This window comes from Klebsiella sp. R390, assembly GCF_051131745.1.
GTDB lineage: Bacteria > Pseudomonadota > Gammaproteobacteria > Enterobacterales > Enterobacteriaceae > Klebsiella.
The window spans coordinates 2,008,071-2,027,019 of the sequence record NZ_CP180445.1; the positions used below are offsets into that span (position 1 = coordinate 2,008,071).

Genomic DNA, 18,949 nt, shown 5'->3' on the forward strand with positions numbered 1-18,949 from the left:
GATGCCCTTGCGTCAACATGAAGGGGAAATGGCTTCCCGGGTCCACTGGCCGTTCACCAGGCGCAGCAGGTTCAAAGGGTTAGCATCCTGCAAGGCCGGTGGCAGCAACGCAGCGGGGGCGTTCTGCAAGCAAACCGGTCGGAGAAAACGCTCTATCGCCCGGGTCCCTACCGAGGTGCCACGCGCATCGGTGGTCGCCGGCCAGGGGCCGCCGTGAACCATCGCGTCACACACTTCCACACCGGTGGGATAGCCGTTAAACAGCACCCGCCCGGCTTTTTCACTGAGCAACGGCAACAGGCGCCCGGCCAGCAGGCGATCGTCCGCCTCCGCATGCAGCGTGGCGGTCAGTTGCCCCTGCAGCGCGTTAACCACGGCCATCAGTTGGGCCTCGTCCGCCACTTCCACCAACACGGAGAGCGGACCAAACACTTCGCGATGCAGCAGACTATCCGGCGCCAGCAGCTGCTCCGCCGTCGCCAGATACAGCAGCGCCTGCGCCTGTTGAGCTCCAGGCGCTATCCCGCTGGCCAGCCGCTGCACGCCAGGACAAACGTCGAGTGCATCAATCCCCGCGTGGTAGTGCTGTAGCGTAGGCGCGTTAAGTAACACCTGAGCGGGAGCCGCCTGTACCTGCTCACACAGCGCCGCTTTCAGCGTCGCCAGCCCCTCTCCTTTGAGCGCCAGAATCAGCCCGGGCCGGGTACAAAACTGCCCGCCGCCGAGGGTAAATGAGCCCACCAGCGCTTGTGCCAGCGATGTCGCCCGTGCGGCCAACGCCTGCGGCAAAATAATCAGCGGGTTAATCGCCGACATTTCGGCAAACAATGGGATCGGCTGAGGACGCTGCTGCGCCAGCTGATACAGCGCTTTGCCCCCCGCCAGCGAGCCGGTGAACCCCACCGCCTGGATCGCCGGATGACGCACCAGATCGGCGCCAATATCGTGACCAAAAATCATATTGAAGACGCCGCCGGGGAGGCCGCATTTCGTCACCGCCCTGACGATAGCCAGCGCCGTCTGTTCTGCGGTAGCCATATGTCCCGGATGGGCTTTCACCACCACCGGGCAGCCGGCCGCCAGCGCCGAAGCGGTATCGCCGCCGGCGGTAGAAAACGCCAGCGGGAAATTGCTGGCACCGAACACCGCCACCGGGCCTAACGCGCTCTGGAACTGACGCAGATCCGGGCGCGGCAGGGGCTGTCGTTCTGGCAGTGCGGTATCAATGCGCACCCCAAGAAAATCACCGCGCCGCAGCACGTCGGCAAACAGACGCAACTGGCCGCTGGTTCGCGCCCGCTCACCCTGCAGGCGCGCCAATGGCAGCGCCGTCTCGGCGTGGGCCAGGGCAAAAAACGCCTCCCCCAGCCCGTCCAGCTCATCGGCTATGGTGTCGAGAAAATGCGCCCGCTGCTCTGGTGACGCCGCGGAATAGACGCTAAACGCCTGCGCCGCCGCTTCAGCCGCCAGTGCGGCCTCCTCCCGGGAGGCCGGATAAAAACGCTGGCCAGTGGTCTCGCCATCCGCCGCCCGCAGGCTCAGCAGGGTAGCTTCACCGCTGGCTATACGACGGCCGGCAATAAACTGCCGCCCCGCCGTCATCGCTGTGTCGCTCATCATCGCCCCCTGACTCACAGACCCACATCCGGCAGCACAGGACGCGTCGCCAGCGCCTGCTCCACAATCTTCACGACCTGCTGACGGGTCTCCCCTTCCAGCGCCAGACGTGGCGGACGGGTCACCTCGCTGCCGCGGCCCAGCAGTGCTTCGCACAGCTTGATGCACTGCACCAGGTCCGGGCGCGCATCGAGGTGCAGCAGCGGCATAAACCAGCGATACAGGGCCATCGCTTCGTCATAGCGTTTCTGCACGGCAAGACGGAACAGCGTCTCGCCTTCGCGTGGGAAGGCATTCGACATGCCGGAAATCCACCCTTCAGCCCCTACGGCAATGCTCTCTACCACCACGTCGTCGAGGCCGGCAAACAGCACGAAGCGGTCGCCCACGGTATTGCGCAGGTCGATGAAACGGCGGGTATCGCCGGAGGAGTCTTTGAAGCAGACGATGTTGTCACAGTCGGCCAGAGTCGCGAGGATGTCCGGCGTCACGTCGTTTTTGTAAATCGGTGGGTTGTTATAAACCATAATCGGCAGGTCGGTGGCGGAGGCCACGCTGCGGAAGTGGGCGGCGGTTTCATGCGGTTTTGACGAGTAAACCAGCGCCGGCATCACCATAATCCCGTCGACGCCCACCCGCTCAGCCTCTTTCGCCATCTTCTGCGCAAAGGCGGTGGTGAACTCCGCAACGCCGGCGATCACCGGGATTTTGCCGCCCGCCGCGTCCTTCGCCACTTCGATAATCTGCAGTTTTTCCGCCGTGGTCAGCGAGGTGTTTTCGCCGACGCTGCCGCACACCACCAGCCCGGAAACACCGTCTCTGACCAGGTTTTTCATCACCGCATGGGTGGCGTCTAAATCGAGGGAGTAATCTTGACGAAACTGCGTGCTGACTGCCGGAAATACGCCGCTCCAGTGAATCGCTTTATTGCTCATGCTCGGTTCCTTGTCGTCATTTTGTTAAGTCGAAGTGAATGAATGGTGAATTTTCACTGACAGATTGACGTTTCATGGACCCGGCGGCTTGTCGGTTTTCTTCCAATACGATGACGAAATTAGCACAATCACCAAAAGTGTGAGCCGGCGATTACCCCGCCAGCGTCAGGCGGAAATCCCGCGGCGTGGAGCCGGTCATCGCCTTAAACTGACGGCTGAACGCGCTGTGATCGGTATAGCCACACTGCAGCGCAATGTCGGTAATCGGCGTCTCTCCTGCCAGCAGTTCGGTGGCTTTTTCGAGGCGAACTTTGTGGATCATCTGCCGGGGCGTGAGGTGAAAGATCCGTTTGCAGTAACGTTCGATCTGCGCCACCGACATGCCGCTTAATACCGTCAGCTCCTCCATTGAGATCGGTCGATGATAGTGGCGGCGAATATGATCGTCGACGATCGCCAGCCGCTGCCACGCCGGATGGCGGGCATGCGCTTCCTGCAGATCGTGAGAGATCCCTGCCATGCCGATCACCTGGCCGTGAATATCACGCAGCGCCAGCTTTTGCGTCAGGCACCAGCCACGCTCGCGCCCGTTATAGAGGTGCATTTCCAACTGGTCGCGCAGGGTCACGCCCTCTCTGAGCACCCGCAGATCCTGTTCGGTATAGCCCTGCCCCAGCGCCGATGGAAAGACGTCGGCCGAGGTTTTCCCCAGCAGCGAGGTGACGCTTTTAAAGCCGCAGCGGCGGGCCAGCGTCAGGTTTGCCAGCAGATAGCGCGCCTGAGCATCTTTGATAAAAAAAACCACGTTGGGGATCGCATTCAACAGCGGCGCGATTAACGCCAGCGCATTGAGCAATGCCGGCATATTTTCCGGACGTTGACGCGCCAGCCCTTCACAAATCTGACTCAGCTCATCGACGGCCAGATCCGTCGTATCAGCCGGAGCAAGCTCCGGTGCAGCAGCAGTAATGCAGAACATAAGACTTCCTCATGGCGGGTGACGGGAGGATATTTATTCACATACCAGTAACACATCAAGCAGCAACACCGCGTTTTGCGATCCTGACTGCGGTTTCTGCTTTCCCCTTAATACGTCGCTGGCGTTCTGACGACTTTCGGTTTACCACAGCATTAAACGAATGATTAATAATAAATAATTATGGTTTCCTCGAGTAAGAGAACACGGCGATTGTGCTAATTTCGTCATTTTCTTTGATGAAAGCGCTCAAGCAGGAGACGGAATGTTGCGCCAGCATGATGAAACATACTGTTAACTTTCGGAGCGCATCATGACTGTGCCACGCCACGCTATTGAACTCAGGGCCATCGATTCTCATACCGGCGGCGAGCCGACCCGGCTGATTGTCGACGGCTTTCCGGACCTCGGCGACGGCAGCATGGCCCAGCGTCGTGAACGCTTTGCCCGCGACTTCGACCACTGGCGTCAGGCCGTTATCCTTGAGCCACGCGGCAACGATGTGCTGGTTGGCGCGCTGCTGTGTAAACCCGTTTCGCCCGAGGCGACGGCGGGGGTTATTTTCTTCAATAACGCCGGTTTCCTGAACATGTGCGGGCATGGCACCATCGGGCTTATCGCCTCTCTCGCATGGCTTGGGCGGATCCAGCCCGGCACGCATCTGATTGAAACGCCGGTAGGCAACGTCAGCGCCACGCTGCATGAAGACGGTAGCGTTTCGGTGGAAAACGTCCCGGCCCGGCGCTGGAAAAAACAGATCAGCCTCAGCACCGCGGTGGGGACCGTCACCGGCGATATCGCCTGGGGCGGCAACTGGTTTTTCCTCATCAACGATCACCCTTTTACCCTCGAACCGGCACAGATCCCGGCCCTCACCGACTATGCGTGGGCGGTACGTGAAGGGCTGGAAGCCGCCGGGATCCGTGGCGATGACGGCGGCGAGATCGACCATATCGAACTGTTTGCCGACGACGCCGAGGCCGATAGCCGCAGCTTTGTGCTCTGTCCGGGGAAAGCCTGGGATCGCTCGCCCTGCGGTACCGGAACCAGCGCCAAGCTGGCCTGCCTGGCAGAAGACGGTAAGCTCCAGCCCGGCGAACGCTGGCACCAGGCCAGCATTATCGGCAGCCAGTTTAGCGCCCACTATGCTCGTCGCGACGGCGACATTATTCCCACGATCCGCGGTGCAGCCTGGGTGTGTGGCGATACGCGGTTGATCCTCAACCCGGACGATCCCTTCTGCTGGGGGATCGTGCCGTGACCCACTGCGATGTCATCGTGATCGGCGCCGGGATCGTCGGTGCCGCCTGCGCCTGGCAGCTGGCAAAACGCGGGCAGAGCGTGATCCTGCTTGACGATCGCCAGCCGGGGGCTACCGCGGCTGGCATGGGGCATCTGGTGTGCATGGACGACGATCCCGCCGAACTGGCGCTCTCCGCATGGTCACTGGCGCGCTGGCGCGCCCTCACTCCCCGGATGCCCGAGCGCTGCGCCTGGCGCGGCTGCGGTACCTTATGGCTGGCGGAAACGGCGCAGGAGCTGGAGATTGCCCGGGAAAAACAGCGGCGCATGGCGGAATACCAGGCCGCCAGCGAGATGCAGACGCCCGCACAGCTGATGCAGCGCGAACCGCAGCTGCGAGCAGGATTGCACGGCGGGCTGTGGGTTCCCGGCGACGGCATCGTGTATGCCCCCGAAGTCGCCCGCTGGTTTATTGCCGACGCCGGAGACAACCTGACCTGCCTGACAGAAAGCGCCACAGAGCTCGACGAACCGACGGTGGTGCTGAGCAGTGGAAAACGGCTGCGGGCCGCGGCGATCGTGGTCGCCTGCGGGCTTGCCGCCAACACGCTGCTGGCGGAAAACTGGCTACGGCCCAAGAAAGGCCAGCTGGCGATCACCGACCGCTATGGCCCGTTGCTCCATCATCAGTTGGTCGAGCTGGGCTACGGCGCCAGCGCCCACAGCGGCGGCACTTCGGTGGCGTTCAACGTTCAGCCGCGTCCAACCGGCCAGCTGCTGATCGGCTCATCACGGCAGTTTGATACCACAGATCGCCAGCTGGATTTATCGCTGCTGGCGCAGATGCTCGACCGCGCCAGGTACTTCCTGCCAGCGCTGGGCGAGCTGAATATTATCCGCTGCTGGAGCGGCTTTCGTGCCGCCTCGCAGGATGGCAATCCTCTGATTGGCCCGCACCCGACGCGCCAGGGGGTGTGGCTGGCGCTAGGCCATGAAGGGCTTGGCGTGACCACCGCGCCTGCCAGCGCAGAGCTGCTCGCCGCCCAGCTGTTGGGCGAACGCTGTCCGCTCGCCCCGGACGCCTGGCTGCCGGAGCGCCTGCTGAAGAAAGAGGCTATCGCATGAGTGAAACTATCCCGGTAGTGATTGAAGGCGAGCGCTGCGAAGTGCCGCCTGGCATCAGCGTCGCGGCGGCGCTGGCATTAACCGCGGACCCCACCACCCGGGTAGCCGTCGGCGGTCAGTCCCGCGCCCCTTTTTGTGGCATGGGCATTTGTCAGGAGTGCCGGGTGACCGTCAACGGACGGCGGATGCTGGCCTGCCAGACGCTGTGCCAGCCGGAAATGACCATTGAAAGGAGTCCCCATGCACAGGCTGCGTTGTGACATATTCATTCTCGGAGCCGGCCCGGCGGGTCTTGCCGCCGCGCTGGCTGCTGCCCCCTGCGGCAAACAGGTGGTGATCCTCGACGATAACCCGCACCCCGGCGGGCAAATCTGGCGCGATGGCCCGCAGGTTGCTCTTCCCGCCCTGGCGCGCCGCTACCGTGCGGCCGTTGCCGCCGCGCCCAACATCACCGTGTTAAACGGTGCCCGGCTCATCGCCCGCCCGTCAGCCTGCAGCGTGCTGTTTGAAACTGCAGAAACCTGCGGGATCGTTGAATGGCAAAAGCTGATCCTCTGCTGCGGGGCGCGCGAGCTCTCGCTGCCGTTCCCCGGCTGGACCTTACCCGGCGTCACCGGCGCCGGCGGGCTGCAGGCGCAAATCAAACACGGCCTGAACTTACAGGGACAGAAGGTGGTGATCGCCGGCAGCGGCCCGCTGCTGCTGGCGGTGGCCGACACGGTTATAAAAAGCGGCGGCGAGGTACAGCAGATCGTCGAGCAGGCCCCCTTCGGCACGTTGGTACGTTTTGGTGCTGGCCTGTGGCGCTGGCCGGAAAAACTGCGTCAGCTGGCAATGCTCGCCCCACGGCGCTATCTGAGCGGCGGCCAGGTCATTCGTGCCCACGGAGAGACGCAGCTGGAAGCGGTGACGCTGCGCCACCGTGGGAATGAGCGGACAATACCCTGCCAACGGCTGGCAATCGGTTATGGCCTGGTGCCCAATATTGAAACCGCGCTGCTCTTCGGCTGTGAGATTGCCGGCGAGGCCATTAAGGTCAATCGCTGGCAGCAGACCAGCATCGCGGATATTTATGCCGCCGGCGAATGCACCGGCTTTGGCGGCAGCGAACTGGCGTTGATCGAAGGAGAAATTGCCGGCTTTGCGGCAGCTGACGCCGAGGCACCCGCGCAGGCCCTCTTCACCCGTCGCGAGCGCTGGCAACGCTTTGCCGACGCGGTAAACCGGACTTTTGCCCTGCCGGGCAGCCTGAAAAGCGCCGCCACGGCGGATAGCCTGCTGTGCCGCTGCGAAGATGTGCGCTGCGGCGAGATCGCCGATGCCGAAAGCTGGCAGCAGGCGAAACTGAGCCGCCGCTGCGGCATGGGTGCCTGTCAGGGCAGAACCTGCGCGGCTTCCGCCCGCTGGCTGTACGGTTGGCCATTACCGCAACCGCGGGAACCGCTCTCTCCCGCCCGCACCGAAACGCTGATTGCGCTAACCGGACACCGCGCGGAGCGCTGATCTACTCCTCTTCGTCACCGCGCCCGGCCTGCTGACCGCCGCCGAGCGCAATAAACTCCTCCAGTAACCCGGTAAGCTGCTGCATTTTTTCCCGGGTGAACTGGGCTTCAATCTGGCGGTAAGCCTCTTCGACCTGCGCCTGCGCGCTTTCATACAGTTTGTTGCCCGCCGGTGTCAGCGACACGTACAGCTTGCGCTGATCGTTAACCGGCTTGAGGCGCAGCACCAGGCCGTCACGCTCCATGCGGGTCAAAATACCGGTCAGACTCGGGCGCAATATACAGGCGCGAAACGCCAGATCGTGAAAGTCCATCGACGGGTTTTCCGCGAGGATGCGCACGATACGCCACTGTTGTTCGGTGAGATTGTGGCGTTTGACGATCGGCCGGAAATGGCCCATCGCGGCTTCCCGCGCCTGCAACAGCGCAATGGTTAACGAATCATGCATTACATACCCTCAAGGTCACACACCCAGCTTTATTAATAAGTTAATAATTAGCGCCTATCCTGCCATGACGCAACCGGTTTCTGCACCTGAAAAGTACCAGTCTGAGGCGTAAAATTTAATAACAACATGATTATAAACAAATAAAATTTTCAGGTGTAAATTTATTGTTAATCAGATCACAAAACATTCACTTCTGTTTGCCAAACCTTGCCACAAGGAATAAAAGATGATCATTAACATATTAATGAATGACACTTAGCATCCGACATCCGTACCAGAGGAGTGGTGAATGAAAGGTACTATCTTCGCCGTTGCGCTCAACCATCGTAGCCAGCTCGACGCCTGGCGCGATGCGTTCCAACAGGCCCCTTACAAAACGCCGCCGAAGACCGCGGTCTGGTTTATCAAACCGCGTAATACCGTGATTGGTAGCGGCGAGGCGATTCCACATCCACAGGGCGAAACCGTGCAGAGCGGCGCCACCATCGCGCTGATTGTCGGCAAAACCGCGCGTCGGGTTCCCGTCGCCGAGGCCGCGGCGTTCATTGCCGGCTATGCCCTGGCCAATGACGTCAGCCTGCCGGAAGAGAGCTTCTATCGCCCGGCGATCAAAGCGAAATGCCGCGATGGCTTCTGCCCGCTCGGCGACCTGGCCCCGGTCCACAACGTGGACAATCTGACCATCGTTACCGAAATCAACGGCCGCGAAGCGGACAGCTGGAACACCGGCGATCTGCAGCGTAACGCCGCCGAACTGTTAAGCGCGTTGAGCGAGTTCGCCACCCTGAACCCCGGCGATGCCATTCTGATCGGCACCCCACACACCCGCGTGACGCTGCAGCCAGGCGATCGCGTGCGGATCCTCGCCGCAGGATTTCCCGCGCTGGAAAACCCGGTGGTTGCAGAAGGAGAGCTGGCATGAAACAGGCACGTATTGAATGGCAAGGTCAGCGGCACGACGTCCAGGTTGACGAACGTGAGCAGGTACGCCTCAGCGATGGCACCCTGCTGAAGGCGGGTGAATTCCGCTGGCTGCCTCCCGCTGACGGCACCCTGTTTGCGCTGGGCCTGAACTATGCCGATCACGCCAGCGAGCTGGAGTTTACGCCGCCGGAAGAGCCGCTGGTCTTTATCAAAGCGCCGAACACCTTTATCGGCCATCAGCAGGAATCGGTACGTCCGGACAACGTTGAGTACATGCATTACGAAGCCGAACTGGTGGTGGTGATTGGCAAAACTGCGCGCCACGTCAGCGAGGCTGACGCCATGGACTACGTCGCCGGCTATACCGTCTGCAACGACTACGCCATCCGCGATTACCTGGAAAACTACTACCGTCCGAACCTGCGGGTGAAAAGCCGCGACACCTTAACCCCTATCGGGCCGTGGATCGTGGCGAAAGAGACGATCCCGGATCCGCATAATCTGACCCTGCGCACCTGGGTCAACGGCGAACTGCGCCAGCAGGGTACCACGGCGGATCTGATCTTCAGCGTCCCGTTCCTGATCGCGTACCTGAGCGAATTTATGACCCTGCAACCCGGCGACATGATCGCCACCGGCACGCCGAAAGGGCTGTCCGATGTGGTGCCGGGTGACGAGGTGATCGTCGAAGTCGAAGGCGTCGGCCGTCTGGTCAATCGCATCATCAGCCAGCAGGCGTATGAGGAGAAGCTGTCATGAAAAAAATAAACCATTGGATTAACGGCAAAAATGTCGCGGGTAGCGAGTATTTCCATACCACCAACCCGGCGACCGGTGAGGTGCTGGCTGAAGTCGCCTCCGGCGGTGAAGCCGAAGTGAATCAGGCCGTGGCCGCTGCCAAAGAGGCGTTCCCGAAATGGGCTAACCTGCCGATGAAAGAGCGCGCGCGTCTGATGCGTCGCCTGGGCGATCTGATCGATCGCGACGTCCCGGAGATCGCGGCAATGGAAACCGCCGATACCGGCCTGCCGATCCATCAAACCAAAAACGTGCTGATCCCGCGTGCGTCGCACAACTTCGAGTTTTTCGCCGAAGTGTGTCAGCAGATGAACGGCAAGACCTACCCGGTTGACGACAAGATGCTCAACTACACCCTCGTGCAGCCGGTCGGCGTTTGTGCGCTGGTGTCGCCGTGGAACGTGCCGTTTATGACCGCCACCTGGAAGGTCGCTCCGTGCCTGGCGCTGGGCAATACCGCCGTGCTGAAGATGTCCGAACTGTCGCCGCTGACCGCCGATCGTCTGGGCGAACTGGCGCTGGAAGCGGGTATTCCGGCCGGTGTGCTTAACGTGGTGCAGGGCTACGGCGCCAGCGCTGGCGATGCGCTGGTCCGTCACCATGACATCCGTGCCGTGTCGTTTACCGGCGGCACCGCCACCGGGCGCAACATCATGAAAAACGCCGGGCTGAAAAAGTATTCGATGGAGCTGGGCGGCAAATCACCGGTGCTGATTTTTGAAGATGCCGATATCGAGCGCGCACTGGATGCCGCGCTGTTCACCATCTTCTCGATCAACGGCGAGCGCTGCACCGCCGGCTCGCGCATTTTCATTCAGCAGAGCATCTACCCGGAGTTTGTTAAACGCTTTGCGGAACGCGCTAACCGCCTGCGGGTCGGCGATCCGACCGATCCGACGACCCAGGTCGGGGCGCTGATCAGCCAGCAGCACTGGGAGAAAGTCTCCGGCTACATCCGTCTGGGGATCGAAGAAGGCGCCACCCTGCTGGCCGGCGGCCCGGACAAACCGTCCGACCTGCCTGCCCATCTGAAAAACGGCAACTTCCTGCGCCCGACGGTGCTGGCGGACGTCGATAACCGGATGCGCGTCGCGCAGGAAGAGATTTTTGGCCCGGTGGCCTGCCTGCTGCCGTTCAAAGACGAAGCGGAAGGGCTGCGCCTGGCAAACGACATTGAGTATGGCCTGGCGTCCTATATCTGGACCCAGGACATCAGCAAGGTTCTGCGCCTGGCGCGCGGTATTGAAGCCGGCATGGTGTTCGTCAACACCCAGAACGTCCGCGATCTGCGCCAGCCGTTTGGCGGCGTGAAAGCCTCCGGTACCGGCCGTGAAGGCGGCGAGTACAGCTTCGAGGTGTTCGCCGAAATGAAGAACGTCTGTATTTCCATGGGTGACCATCCGATCCCGAAATGGGGCGTGTAACCGTCATCCGTCGAGCCGCATCAACGTTGACTGCGGCTCAAACTATTCAGGTTATGTAAGGAGAACACCGCATGGGAACATTAGCCTTAGCCGCCAAAATCACTCACGTGCCGTCGATGTACCTCTCAGAACTGCCGGGGAAAAACCATGGTTGCCGTCAGGCGGCCATCGACGGTCATAAAGAAATTGGTAAACGCTGCCGCGAAATGGGCGTCGATACGATTATCGTGTTCGATACCCACTGGCTGGTTAACAGCGCCTACCACATTAACTGCGCCGACCATTTTAAAGGCGTCTACACCAGTAACGAACTGCCGCACTTTATTCGCGACATGACCTACGACTACGACGGCAACCCGGAGCTGGGTCAGCTGATTGCCGACGAAGCGGTCAAACTGGGCGTGCGCGCCAAAGCGCATAACATCCCCAGCCTGAAGCTGGAGTACGGCACCCTGGTGCCGATGCGCTACATGAACAGCGATAAACATTTCAAAGTGGTGTCGATCTCCGCGTTCTGCACCGTTCACGATTTTGCCGACAGCCGCAAGCTGGGCGAAGCCATCGTTAAAGCCATCGAACAATACGACGGGACCGTTGCGGTGTTCGCCAGCGGCTCGTTGTCGCACCGCTTTATTGACGACCAGCGCGCCGAAGAAGGGATGAACAGCTACACCCGCGAATTTGACCATCAGATGGATGAACGCGTGGTGAAGCTGTGGCGTGAAGGCAAGTTCAAAGAGTTCTGCACCATGTTGCCGGAGTACGCCGACTACTGCTACGGCGAAGGCAATATGCACGACACGGTCATGCTGCTTGGGGTGCTCGGCTGGGACAAATACGACGGCAAGGTGGAGTTTATTACCGACCTGTTCGCCAGCTCCGGCACCGGCCAGGTCAACGCCGTATTCCCGCTTCCGGCCCAGGCGTAAGGAGCCTTTATGCCGCACTTTATCGCCGAATGTAGCGACAACATCCGCGAACAAGCCGATTTACCCGGCCTGTTCGCCCAGGTGAACCAGGCGCTGGCCGCCACCGGCATCTTCCCGATTGGCGGGATCCGCAGCCGCGCCCACTGGCTGGATACCTGGCAGATGGCCGACGGAAAGCACGATTACGCCTTTGTGCACATGACCTTGAAAATCGGCAGCGGGCGCAGCCTGGAGAGCCGGCAGGAGGTCGGCGAAATGCTGTTTGGGCTGATCAAAGCCCACTTCGCCGCCCTGATGGAAAGCCGCTATCTGGCGCTCTCCTTTGAGATTGAAGAGCTGCACCCGACGCTGAACTACAAACAGAACAACGTGCACGCGCTCTTTAAATAGCGCCCGAAGCCGGTCCCGGCGGCGATTCGCCGGGCTACCCGATGATGCCCATTTTCCGGTAATGCTACAGGAAGCCACTATGCTCGATAAACAGACCCGCACGCTGATCGCCCAACGGCTGAATCAGGCTGAAAAGCAGCGTGAACAGATCCGCGCGATCTCCCTGGATTACCCGTCGATCACCATTGAGGATGCTTACGCCGTCCAGCGCGAATGGGTCGAGATGAAGATCGCTGAAGGCCGGGTGCTCAAAGGCCATAAGATCGGCCTGACCTCCAAAGCAATGCAGGCCAGTTCGCAAATCAGCGAACCGGACTACGGCGCGCTGCTCGACGATATGTTCTTCCACGACGGCAGCGATATTCCTACCGACCGCTTTATCGTGCCGCGCATTGAAGTTGAACTGGCTTTCGTGCTGGCGAAACCGCTGCGCGGGCCGAACTGCACGCTGTTCGACGTCTACAACGCCACCGATTACGTGATCCCGGCGCTGGAGCTGATCGACGCCCGCTGCCACAACATCGATCCTGAAACCCAGCGCCCGCGCAAAGTGTTCGACACCATCTCCGATAACGCCGCCAACGCCGGGGTGATCCTTGGCGGTCGGCCGATTAAACCCGATGAGCTGGATCTGCGCTGGATCTCCGCGCTGATGTATCGCAACGGGGTCATCGAAGAGACCGGCGTTGCCGCAGGCGTGCTGAATCACCCGGCCAATGGCGTCGCCTGGCTGGCGAATAAGCTGGCAGCCCACGACGTTCAGCTGGAAGCCGGGCAGATTATCCTCGGCGGCTCATTTACCCGTCCGGTACCGGCGCGCAAGGGCGACACCTTCCACGTCGATTACGGCAACATGGGCGCGATTAGCTGCCGTTTTGTGTAAGGGGAAAGAGATGAATAACACCTTTAAAGAGGCGCTGCAGGCCGGTCGTCCGCAAATCGGTTTATGGCTGGGGCTGTGCAGCAGCTACAGCGCCGAGCTGCTGGCCGGGGCCGGATTCGACTGGCTGCTGATCGACGGCGAGCACGCGCCAAACAGCGTCCAGACCGTGCTGACCCAGCTCCAGGCCATCGCGCCTTACCCCAGCCAGCCGGTGGTGCGCCCGTCGTGGAACGACCCGGTGCAAATCAAACAGCTGCTGGATGTTGGCGCACAAACCCTGCTGGTGCCAATGGTACAAAACGCCGATGAAGCGCGGCTGGCGGTGAAAGCCACCCGCTATCCACCGGCCGGTATTCGTGGCGTGGGCAGCGCCCTGGCGCGCGCTTCCCGCTGGAATCGTGTTCCGGACTATCTCCATCAGGCCAACGACGCCATGTGCGTGCTGGTGCAGATTGAAACCCGCGAGGCGTTGAGAAATCTGCCGCAGATCCTCGACGTGGAAGGGGTCGACGGGGTGTTTATCGGCCCGGCGGATCTCAGTGCCGATATGGGCTTCGGCGGCAACCCGCAGCACCCAGAAGTGCAGGCGGCCATTGAAAGCGCCATCGTCCAGATTCGCCAGGCAGGCAAAGCCCCGGGCATTCTGATGGCCAACGAGCAGCTGGCAAAACGCTATCTCGAACTCGGCGCGCTGTTTGTCGCCGTTGGCGTAGATACCACCCTGCTGGCCCGCAGTGCAGAAGCGCTGGCGGCACGCTTTACCGACGCAGCAACCACCACAACCGATAACAATAAATCCGTCTATTAAACGGATAATGTGGAGCGCATTATGACAACCTCAACCCTACAAAATAGTGATAATAACGCCCCCGAACAACGGGTGATCAAGAAACTGTTCCGTCGCCTTATCACGTTCCTGTTTGTGCTCTTTGTCTTCTCGTTTCTCGACCGTATCAACATTGGCTTCGCCGGCCTGACGATGGGTAAAGACCTCGGTCTGACCTCCACCATGTTCGGCCTCGCCGCCACGCTGTTTTACGTCACCTACGTGATGTGTGGGATCCCCAGCAATATGATGCTGGCGAAGGTCGGTGCACGCCGCTGGATCGCTGGGATCATGGTGGTGTGGGGGATCGCCTCAACCTGCACAATGTTCGCCACTAACCCGCATACGCTTTATCTCCTGCGGATGCTGGTAGGTATTGCCGAGGCCGGCTTCCTGCCGGGGATCCTCGTCTATCTGACCTGGTGGTTCCCGGCCTATCACCGGGCCCGCGCTAACGCCCTGTTTATGATAGCGATGCCGGTGACCATGATGCTCGGCTCAATCCTCTCAGGCTATATTCTGGCGCTCGACGGCCTGTGGAACCTGAAGGGCTGGCAGTGGTTGTTCCTGCTGGAAGGGCTGCCGTCAGTGGTGCTTGGCGTCGTCACCTGGTTCTACCTGAACGACACCCCGGATCAGGCCAGCTGGCTGGATCAGGAGGAGAAGCAGGCGCTGAAAACCATGATTGAACGCGAGCGCGAAAGCACCACCGTGCTGCCAGCTTCGGGCCGCTCAACGCTGCGCGAGGTGCTGACGCCGGCGGTGCTGATGTACACCCTCGCCTACTTCTGCCTGACCAATACTCTGAGCGCGATTAATATCTGGACCCCGCAGATCCTGCAAAGCTTCAATACCGGCAGCAGCAATATTGTGATCGGCCTGCTGGCGGCGATCCCCCAGTTCTGTACCATCTTCGGGATGCTGTGGTGGAGCCGGCGATCCGACCGGCGTAAAGAACGCAAGATGCACACCATCCTGCCCTATCTGTTCGCCGCCGCCGGCTGGCTTCTGGCTTCTGCCACCAACCACAGCATGGTTCAGCTTATCGGCATCATCATGGCGTCCGTCGGATCCTTTACCGCGATGGCGATTTTCTGGACCACGCCGGATCGCGTGATTAGCCTGCAATCCCGGGCGGTGGCGCTGGCGGTGATCAACGCCATCGGCAACATTGGATCCGCCGTCAGTCCGCTGTTGATCGGCATACTGCGCGACACCACCGGCAGCTTTAGCTCCGGGCTGTGGTTTGTCGCCGGACTGCTGATCGTCGGTGCGCTGGTGCTGACCAGGATCCCGATGAGCCAGCGGGAAGATGCCGCGGCGGCGGCCGGACTCGCCGCACAAAAAAGCCATTAAGGAGTGCTCATGTGCCAGCCCTCAATCGCCAATATCGATATCAACAAAGATTACGATGAGAGTCTGGGGACCGAAGACGTGCACTACCAGTCGTTTGCCCGTATGGCGGCCTTTTTTGGCCGCGATATGCAAGCGCATCGGCACGATCGGTACTTTCAGATGCATTTTCTCGATACCGGGCAGATTGAGCTACAGCTCGACGATCACCGCTACTCGGTGCAGGCGCCGCTGTTTGTCCTGACGCCACCGTCGGTGCCGCACGCGTTTATCACCGAGTCCGACAGCGACGGGCATGTGCTGACGGTACATGAGGATCTGATCTGGCCGCTGCTGGAGGTGCTCTACCCCGGTACACGGGAAGCCTTCGGCCTGCCGGGAATGTGCCTGTCGCTGGCCGATAAACCCGATGAGCTGACGGCGCTGGCGCACTACTGGCAGCTGATTAAACGCGAGTCGACCGCGCAGCTGGCAGGGCGTGAACATACTTTGGCGCTGCTGGCGCAGGCGGTATTCACGCTGCTGCTACGCAACGCCAGGCTCGACGATCATGCCGCCAGCGGGATGCGCGGCGAACTGAAGCTGTTTCAGCGTTTTAACCAGATGATCGACAGCCACTACCACCAGCACTGGACGGTGCCGGACTATGCCAGTGAGCTGCATGTCACCGAATCAAGGCTGACCGATATCTGCCGCCGCTTTGCCAACCGGCCGCCAAAGCGGCTGATCTTCGACCGTCAGCTGCGTGAAGCCAAACGGTTACTGCTGTTTTCCGACAGCGCGGTCAATGAGATCGCCTGGCAGCTCGGCTTTAAAGACCCCGCCTATTTCGCCCGCTTTTTTAACCGCCTGGTGGGCTGCTCGCCGAGCGCGTACAGAACGCAAAAAGTCCCGGTATCTTAAGACCATCCCGGAGGCGGTGCTGCGCACCTGTCCGGGCTACCACCGATGCCAACGCCGGGGGAAATGTCCCGGATGGCGGCCTGATCCGGGCTACCTATCAGCACCAGTCCGTAGCCCGGTCAGCGCAGCGCCACCGGGGAAGCATCACGGATGGCGGCCTGATCCGGGTTACCTACCAGTACCAGTCCGTAGCCCGGTCAGCGCAGCGCCACCGGGGAAAACAGGCGCCTCCAGGCTGAAAACATCGCCTGGATCACAGAACCAAACCCAGCCTGAAAAGTACCTGCCGTTGACCCAAAAGTCTCTTCACGAAACCACGTTTAACCGCTTCAATTGAACAACAAAAACAATACATAAATTTAACATTTATCCCCTGAAAGCCTTCAGATACCGCCACACTACGGCGACCTGAAGCAGGACGGGAGATTCCGATGAATACTGAAGAGGCCCCTATGAAACCTGAAGATTTCCGCGCAGACGCTAAACGCCCGTTAACCGGTGAAGAGTACCTGAAGAGCCTGCAGGACGGCCGCGAAATTTATATCTACGGTGAACGCGTCAAAGATGTCACCACTCATCCGGCATTCCGCAACGCCGCCGCCTCCGTCGGCCAGCTGTATGACGCCCTGCACAAACCGGAGCTGCAGGACTCGCTGTGCTGGAACACCGATACCGGCAGCGGCGGCTATACCCACAAATTCTTCCGCGTGGCAAAAAGCGCCAACGACCTGCGCCAGCAGCGCGATGCCATCGCCGAATGGTCCCGCCTGAGCTACGGCTGGATGGGCCGCACCCCGGATTACAAAGCCGCCTTCGGCTGTGCTCTGGGCGCTAACCCAGCGTTTTACGGCCAGTTCGAACAGAACGCCCGCAACTGGTACACCCGCATTCAGGAAACCGGCCTGTACTTTAACCACGCGATCGTCAACCCACCGATCGACCGCCATAAACCAGCAGACGAGGTGAAAGACGTCTACATCAAGCTGGAAAAAGAGACCGACGCCGGGATCATCGTCAGTGGCGCAAAAGTGGTTGCCACCAACTCGGCGCTGACCCACTACAACATGATCGGTTTTGGCTCTGCGCAGGTGATGGGTGAAAACCCGGACTTCGCCCTGATGTTCGTCGCCCCGATGGATGCCGAAGGCGTGAAGCTCATCTCCCGCGCCTCTTACGAGATGGTTGCCGGCGCCACCGGATCGCCGTACGACTATCCGCTCTCCAGCCGTTTTGACGAAAACGATGCGATCCTGGTGATGGATAAAGTGCTGATCCCTTGGGAAAACGTGCTGATCTATCGCGACTTCGATCGCTGCCGTCGCTGGACAATGGAAGGCGGCTTTGCCCGTATGTATCCGCTGCAGGCCTGCGTCCGCCTGGCGGTCAAACTCGACTTTATCACCGCCCTGCTCAAGCGCTCTCTGGAATGTACCGGCACCATGGAATTCCGCGGCGTGCAGGCTGATCTCGGCGAAGTGGTCGCGTGGCGCAATATGTTCTGGGCGCTGAGCGACTCGATGTGTTCAGAAGCCACCCCGTGGGTGAATGGAGCCTGGCTGCCGGATCATGCGGCACTGCAAACCTACCGCGTGATGGCGCCAATGGCCTACGCCAAGATCAAAAATATCATTGAACGTAACGTCACCAGCGGCCTGATCTACCTGCCTTCCAGCGCCCGCGATCTGAACAACCCGCAGATCGACCAGTACCTGGCAAAATATGTCCGCGGCTCTAACGGCATGGATCACGTCGAACGTATCAAGATCCTCAAACTGATGTGGGACGCCATCGGCAGCGAATTCGGTGGCCGTCATGAACTGTATGAAATCAACTATTCCGGGAGCCAGGACGAGATCCGTCTGCAGTGTCTGCGGCAGGCACAAAGCTCCGGCAATATGGACAAAATGATGGCCATGGTTGACCGCTGTCTGTCCGAGTACGACCAGCATGGCTGGACGGTGCCGCACCTGCACAACAACTCTGATATCAATATGTTGGATAAGCTGCTGAAGTAATTCGCAGCAGGAGGTCACAATGCAATTAGATGAACAACGCCTGCGTTTTCGCGATGCTATGTCCAGCCTGTCGGCTGCGGTCAATGTTATTACCACCGAAGGCGAGGCCGGCCGCTGCGGTATCACCGCCACGGCGGTGTGCTCGGTAACCGATACGCCGCCGTCGGTGATGGTCTGCATCAATGCCAATAGCGCCATGAACCCGGTGTTCCAGGGGAACGGCAAACTGTGCATTAACGTACTGAACCATGAGCAGGAAGTGATGGCCCGCCACTTCGCCGGCATGACCGGCATGGCCATGGAAGAGCGCTTCAGCCTCTCCTGCTGGCAAAAAGGAGCGCTGGGACAACCGCTGCTGAAAGGATCGTTGGCCAGCCTTGAAGGTGAGATAAGCCAGGTGCAGACCATCGGCAGCCACCTGGTCTATCTGGTTGAGATCAAAAACATCATCCTGAGTCAGGAAGGCCACGGACTGATTTACTTCAAGCGCCGTTTCCATCCGGTGATGATGGAGATGGAAGTCGCGGTCTGATTCACTCGCCGACCGCCTGCTACCGCAGTCACTTTTCCCTCCCCTCAGTGGGGAGGGAATACTCGCAAGAAGACATGTGATCTCAATCACATATTACCGTTCTGCTCATTTCCTGCCCAACCGCTT

The 18,949-nt window shown here is 60.4% G+C and carries 19 protein-coding genes; 15 read left to right on the forward strand and 4 right to left on the reverse strand.

All coding sequences use genetic code 11. The features are described from left to right. Nucleotides 1-12: 12 nt before the first annotated feature. The 3 genes from ACMYSP_RS09360 to ACMYSP_RS09370 form a co-directional block, all read right to left on the reverse strand. A complete protein-coding gene (locus ACMYSP_RS09360; protein WP_434587056.1) occupies nucleotides 13-1,617 on the reverse strand; it encodes an aldehyde dehydrogenase (NADP(+)) in 1,605 nt (534 codons plus the stop codon). A 14-nt stretch (nucleotides 1,618-1,631) separates the two neighbouring features. Then, nucleotides 1,632-2,552 (reverse strand): dihydrodipicolinate synthase family protein, encoded by a 921-nt coding sequence (locus ACMYSP_RS09365; protein ID WP_434586467.1) that lies wholly within the window; start codon nucleotides 2,550-2,552, stop codon nucleotides 1,632-1,634. A 151-nt stretch (nucleotides 2,553-2,703) separates the two neighbouring features. Continuing rightward, complete coding sequence (locus ACMYSP_RS09370) at nucleotides 2,704-3,531, reverse strand: helix-turn-helix domain-containing protein (RefSeq protein ID WP_434586469.1); 828 nt, start codon at nucleotides 3,529-3,531, stop codon at nucleotides 2,704-2,706. 310 nt (nucleotides 3,532-3,841) lie between these two features. Between ACMYSP_RS09370 and ACMYSP_RS09375 the strand changes: the two genes are divergently transcribed. The 4 genes from ACMYSP_RS09375 to ACMYSP_RS09390 are packed head-to-tail and all read left to right on the forward strand — an operon-like array spanning nucleotide 3,842 to nucleotide 7,398. Then, on the forward strand, nucleotides 3,842-4,789 hold the full coding sequence (locus ACMYSP_RS09375; RefSeq protein WP_434586470.1) for a 4-hydroxyproline epimerase: 948 nt from the start codon (nucleotides 3,842-3,844) through the stop codon (nucleotides 4,787-4,789). Next, a complete protein-coding gene (locus ACMYSP_RS09380; protein ID WP_434586471.1) occupies nucleotides 4,786-5,895 on the forward strand; it encodes an NAD(P)/FAD-dependent oxidoreductase in 1,110 nt (369 codons plus the stop codon). The genes ACMYSP_RS09375 and ACMYSP_RS09380 overlap by 4 nt, the downstream gene beginning before the upstream one ends. After that, nucleotides 5,892-6,155, forward strand: a complete 264-nt coding sequence (locus ACMYSP_RS09385; RefSeq protein WP_434586472.1) for a 2Fe-2S iron-sulfur cluster-binding protein — start codon at nucleotides 5,892-5,894, stop codon at nucleotides 6,153-6,155. Before ACMYSP_RS09380 ends, ACMYSP_RS09385 begins: the two co-directional genes overlap by 4 nt. Next, a complete protein-coding gene (locus ACMYSP_RS09390; protein ID WP_434586473.1) occupies nucleotides 6,136-7,398 on the forward strand; it encodes an FAD-dependent oxidoreductase in 1,263 nt (420 codons plus the stop codon). Before ACMYSP_RS09385 ends, ACMYSP_RS09390 begins: the two co-directional genes overlap by 20 nt. Before the next feature lies 1 nt (nucleotide 7,399). On the opposite strand, the gene hpaR is transcribed toward ACMYSP_RS09390, so the two are convergent. After that, nucleotides 7,400-7,846: a homoprotocatechuate degradation operon regulator HpaR gene (gene hpaR / locus ACMYSP_RS09395; protein ID WP_123757646.1), complete on the reverse strand. Its 447-nt coding sequence runs from the start codon at nucleotides 7,844-7,846 to the stop codon at nucleotides 7,400-7,402. Nucleotides 7,847-8,135: 289 nt separating this feature from the next. Between hpaR and ACMYSP_RS09400 the strand changes: the two genes are divergently transcribed. From ACMYSP_RS09400 to ACMYSP_RS09450, 11 genes are all read left to right on the forward strand, one after another. Next, nucleotides 8,136-8,768, forward strand: a complete 633-nt coding sequence (locus ACMYSP_RS09400) for a fumarylacetoacetate hydrolase family protein (RefSeq protein ID WP_434586475.1) — start codon at nucleotides 8,136-8,138, stop codon at nucleotides 8,766-8,768. Further along, nucleotides 8,765-9,529 (forward strand): fumarylacetoacetate hydrolase family protein, encoded by a 765-nt coding sequence (locus ACMYSP_RS09405; RefSeq protein WP_434586476.1) that lies wholly within the window; start codon nucleotides 8,765-8,767, stop codon nucleotides 9,527-9,529. The genes ACMYSP_RS09400 and ACMYSP_RS09405 overlap by 4 nt, the downstream gene beginning before the upstream one ends. Beyond that, nucleotides 9,526-10,992: a 5-carboxymethyl-2-hydroxymuconate semialdehyde dehydrogenase gene (hpaE, locus tag ACMYSP_RS09410; RefSeq protein WP_434586478.1), complete on the forward strand. Its 1,467-nt coding sequence runs from the start codon at nucleotides 9,526-9,528 to the stop codon at nucleotides 10,990-10,992. The genes ACMYSP_RS09405 and hpaE overlap by 4 nt, the downstream gene beginning before the upstream one ends. A 71-nt stretch (nucleotides 10,993-11,063) precedes the next feature. After that, nucleotides 11,064-11,921 carry a 3,4-dihydroxyphenylacetate 2,3-dioxygenase gene (gene hpaD / locus ACMYSP_RS09415; RefSeq protein ID WP_123757650.1) on the forward strand — a complete coding sequence of 286 codons (858 nt, stop codon included), beginning with the start codon at nucleotides 11,064-11,066 and terminating at the stop codon, nucleotides 11,919-11,921. Between the two features lie 9 nt (nucleotides 11,922-11,930). Then, entirely contained in the window at nucleotides 11,931-12,311 is a 381-nt protein-coding gene (locus ACMYSP_RS09420; protein WP_123757651.1) for a 5-carboxymethyl-2-hydroxymuconate Delta-isomerase, read from the forward strand. 79 nt (nucleotides 12,312-12,390) lie between these two features. Continuing rightward, the gene (gene hpaH / locus ACMYSP_RS09425) at nucleotides 12,391-13,194 is read left to right on the forward strand and encodes a 2-oxo-hept-4-ene-1,7-dioate hydratase (protein ID WP_123757652.1); all 804 of its coding nucleotides are present in this window, start codon (nucleotides 12,391-12,393) and stop codon (nucleotides 13,192-13,194) included. 10 nt (nucleotides 13,195-13,204) lie between these two features. After that, nucleotides 13,205-14,002, forward strand: a complete 798-nt coding sequence (gene hpaI, locus ACMYSP_RS09430; protein WP_434586479.1) for a 4-hydroxy-2-oxoheptanedioate aldolase — start codon at nucleotides 13,205-13,207, stop codon at nucleotides 14,000-14,002. 21 nt (nucleotides 14,003-14,023) lie between these two features. Further along, entirely contained in the window at nucleotides 14,024-15,376 is a 1,353-nt protein-coding gene (hpaX, locus tag ACMYSP_RS09435) for a 4-hydroxyphenylacetate permease (RefSeq protein WP_434586481.1), read from the forward strand. 9 nt (nucleotides 15,377-15,385) lie between these two features. Continuing rightward, nucleotides 15,386-16,276 (forward strand): 4-hydroxyphenylacetate catabolism regulatory protein HpaA, encoded by an 891-nt coding sequence (gene hpaA / locus ACMYSP_RS09440; RefSeq protein WP_434586482.1) that lies wholly within the window; start codon nucleotides 15,386-15,388, stop codon nucleotides 16,274-16,276. Nucleotides 16,277-16,728: 452 nt separating this feature from the next. After that, complete coding sequence (hpaB, locus tag ACMYSP_RS09445; RefSeq protein ID WP_174509066.1) at nucleotides 16,729-18,291, forward strand: 4-hydroxyphenylacetate 3-monooxygenase, oxygenase component; 1,563 nt, start codon at nucleotides 16,729-16,731, stop codon at nucleotides 18,289-18,291. 19 nt (nucleotides 18,292-18,310) lie between these two features. Further along, on the forward strand, nucleotides 18,311-18,823 hold the full coding sequence (locus tag ACMYSP_RS09450) for a 4-hydroxyphenylacetate 3-monooxygenase reductase subunit (RefSeq protein ID WP_434586484.1): 513 nt from the start codon (nucleotides 18,311-18,313) through the stop codon (nucleotides 18,821-18,823). The last annotated feature ends 126 nt before the right edge of the window (nucleotides 18,824-18,949 follow it).

Bases quoted from the DNA above. Each gene is read 5' to 3' on its own strand.
- ACMYSP_RS09360 (WP_434587056.1), bottom strand. From the start codon at position 1,617: ATGAGCGACACAGCGATGACGGCGGGGCGGCAGTTTATTGCCGGCCGT.
- ACMYSP_RS09365 (WP_434586467.1), bottom strand. From the start codon at position 2,552: ATGAGCAATAAAGCGATTCACTGGAGCGGCGTATTTCCGGCAGTCAGC.
- ACMYSP_RS09370 (WP_434586469.1), bottom strand. From the start codon at position 3,531: ATGTTCTGCATTACTGCTGCTGCACCGGAGCTTGCTCCGGCTGATACG.
- ACMYSP_RS09375 (WP_434586470.1), top strand. From the start codon at position 3,842: ATGACTGTGCCACGCCACGCTATTGAACTCAGGGCCATCGATTCTCAT.
- ACMYSP_RS09385 (WP_434586472.1), top strand. From the start codon at position 5,892: ATGAGTGAAACTATCCCGGTAGTGATTGAAGGCGAGCGCTGCGAAGTG.
- ACMYSP_RS09390 (WP_434586473.1), top strand. From the start codon at position 6,136: ATGCACAGGCTGCGTTGTGACATATTCATTCTCGGAGCCGGCCCGGCG.
- hpaR (WP_123757646.1), bottom strand. From the start codon at position 7,846: ATGCATGATTCGTTAACCATTGCGCTGTTGCAGGCGCGGGAAGCCGCG.
- ACMYSP_RS09400 (WP_434586475.1), top strand. From the start codon at position 8,136: ATGAAAGGTACTATCTTCGCCGTTGCGCTCAACCATCGTAGCCAGCTC.
- ACMYSP_RS09405 (WP_434586476.1), top strand. From the start codon at position 8,765: ATGAAACAGGCACGTATTGAATGGCAAGGTCAGCGGCACGACGTCCAG.
- hpaE (WP_434586478.1), top strand. From the start codon at position 9,526: ATGAAAAAAATAAACCATTGGATTAACGGCAAAAATGTCGCGGGTAGC.
- hpaD (WP_123757650.1), top strand. From the start codon at position 11,064: ATGGGAACATTAGCCTTAGCCGCCAAAATCACTCACGTGCCGTCGATG.
- ACMYSP_RS09420 (WP_123757651.1), top strand. From the start codon at position 11,931: ATGCCGCACTTTATCGCCGAATGTAGCGACAACATCCGCGAACAAGCC.
- hpaH (WP_123757652.1), top strand. From the start codon at position 12,391: ATGCTCGATAAACAGACCCGCACGCTGATCGCCCAACGGCTGAATCAG.
- hpaI (WP_434586479.1), top strand. From the start codon at position 13,205: ATGAATAACACCTTTAAAGAGGCGCTGCAGGCCGGTCGTCCGCAAATC.
- hpaX (WP_434586481.1), top strand. From the start codon at position 14,024: ATGACAACCTCAACCCTACAAAATAGTGATAATAACGCCCCCGAACAA.
- hpaA (WP_434586482.1), top strand. From the start codon at position 15,386: ATGTGCCAGCCCTCAATCGCCAATATCGATATCAACAAAGATTACGAT.
- hpaB (WP_174509066.1), top strand. From the start codon at position 16,729: ATGAAACCTGAAGATTTCCGCGCAGACGCTAAACGCCCGTTAACCGGT.
- ACMYSP_RS09450 (WP_434586484.1), top strand. From the start codon at position 18,311: ATGCAATTAGATGAACAACGCCTGCGTTTTCGCGATGCTATGTCCAGC.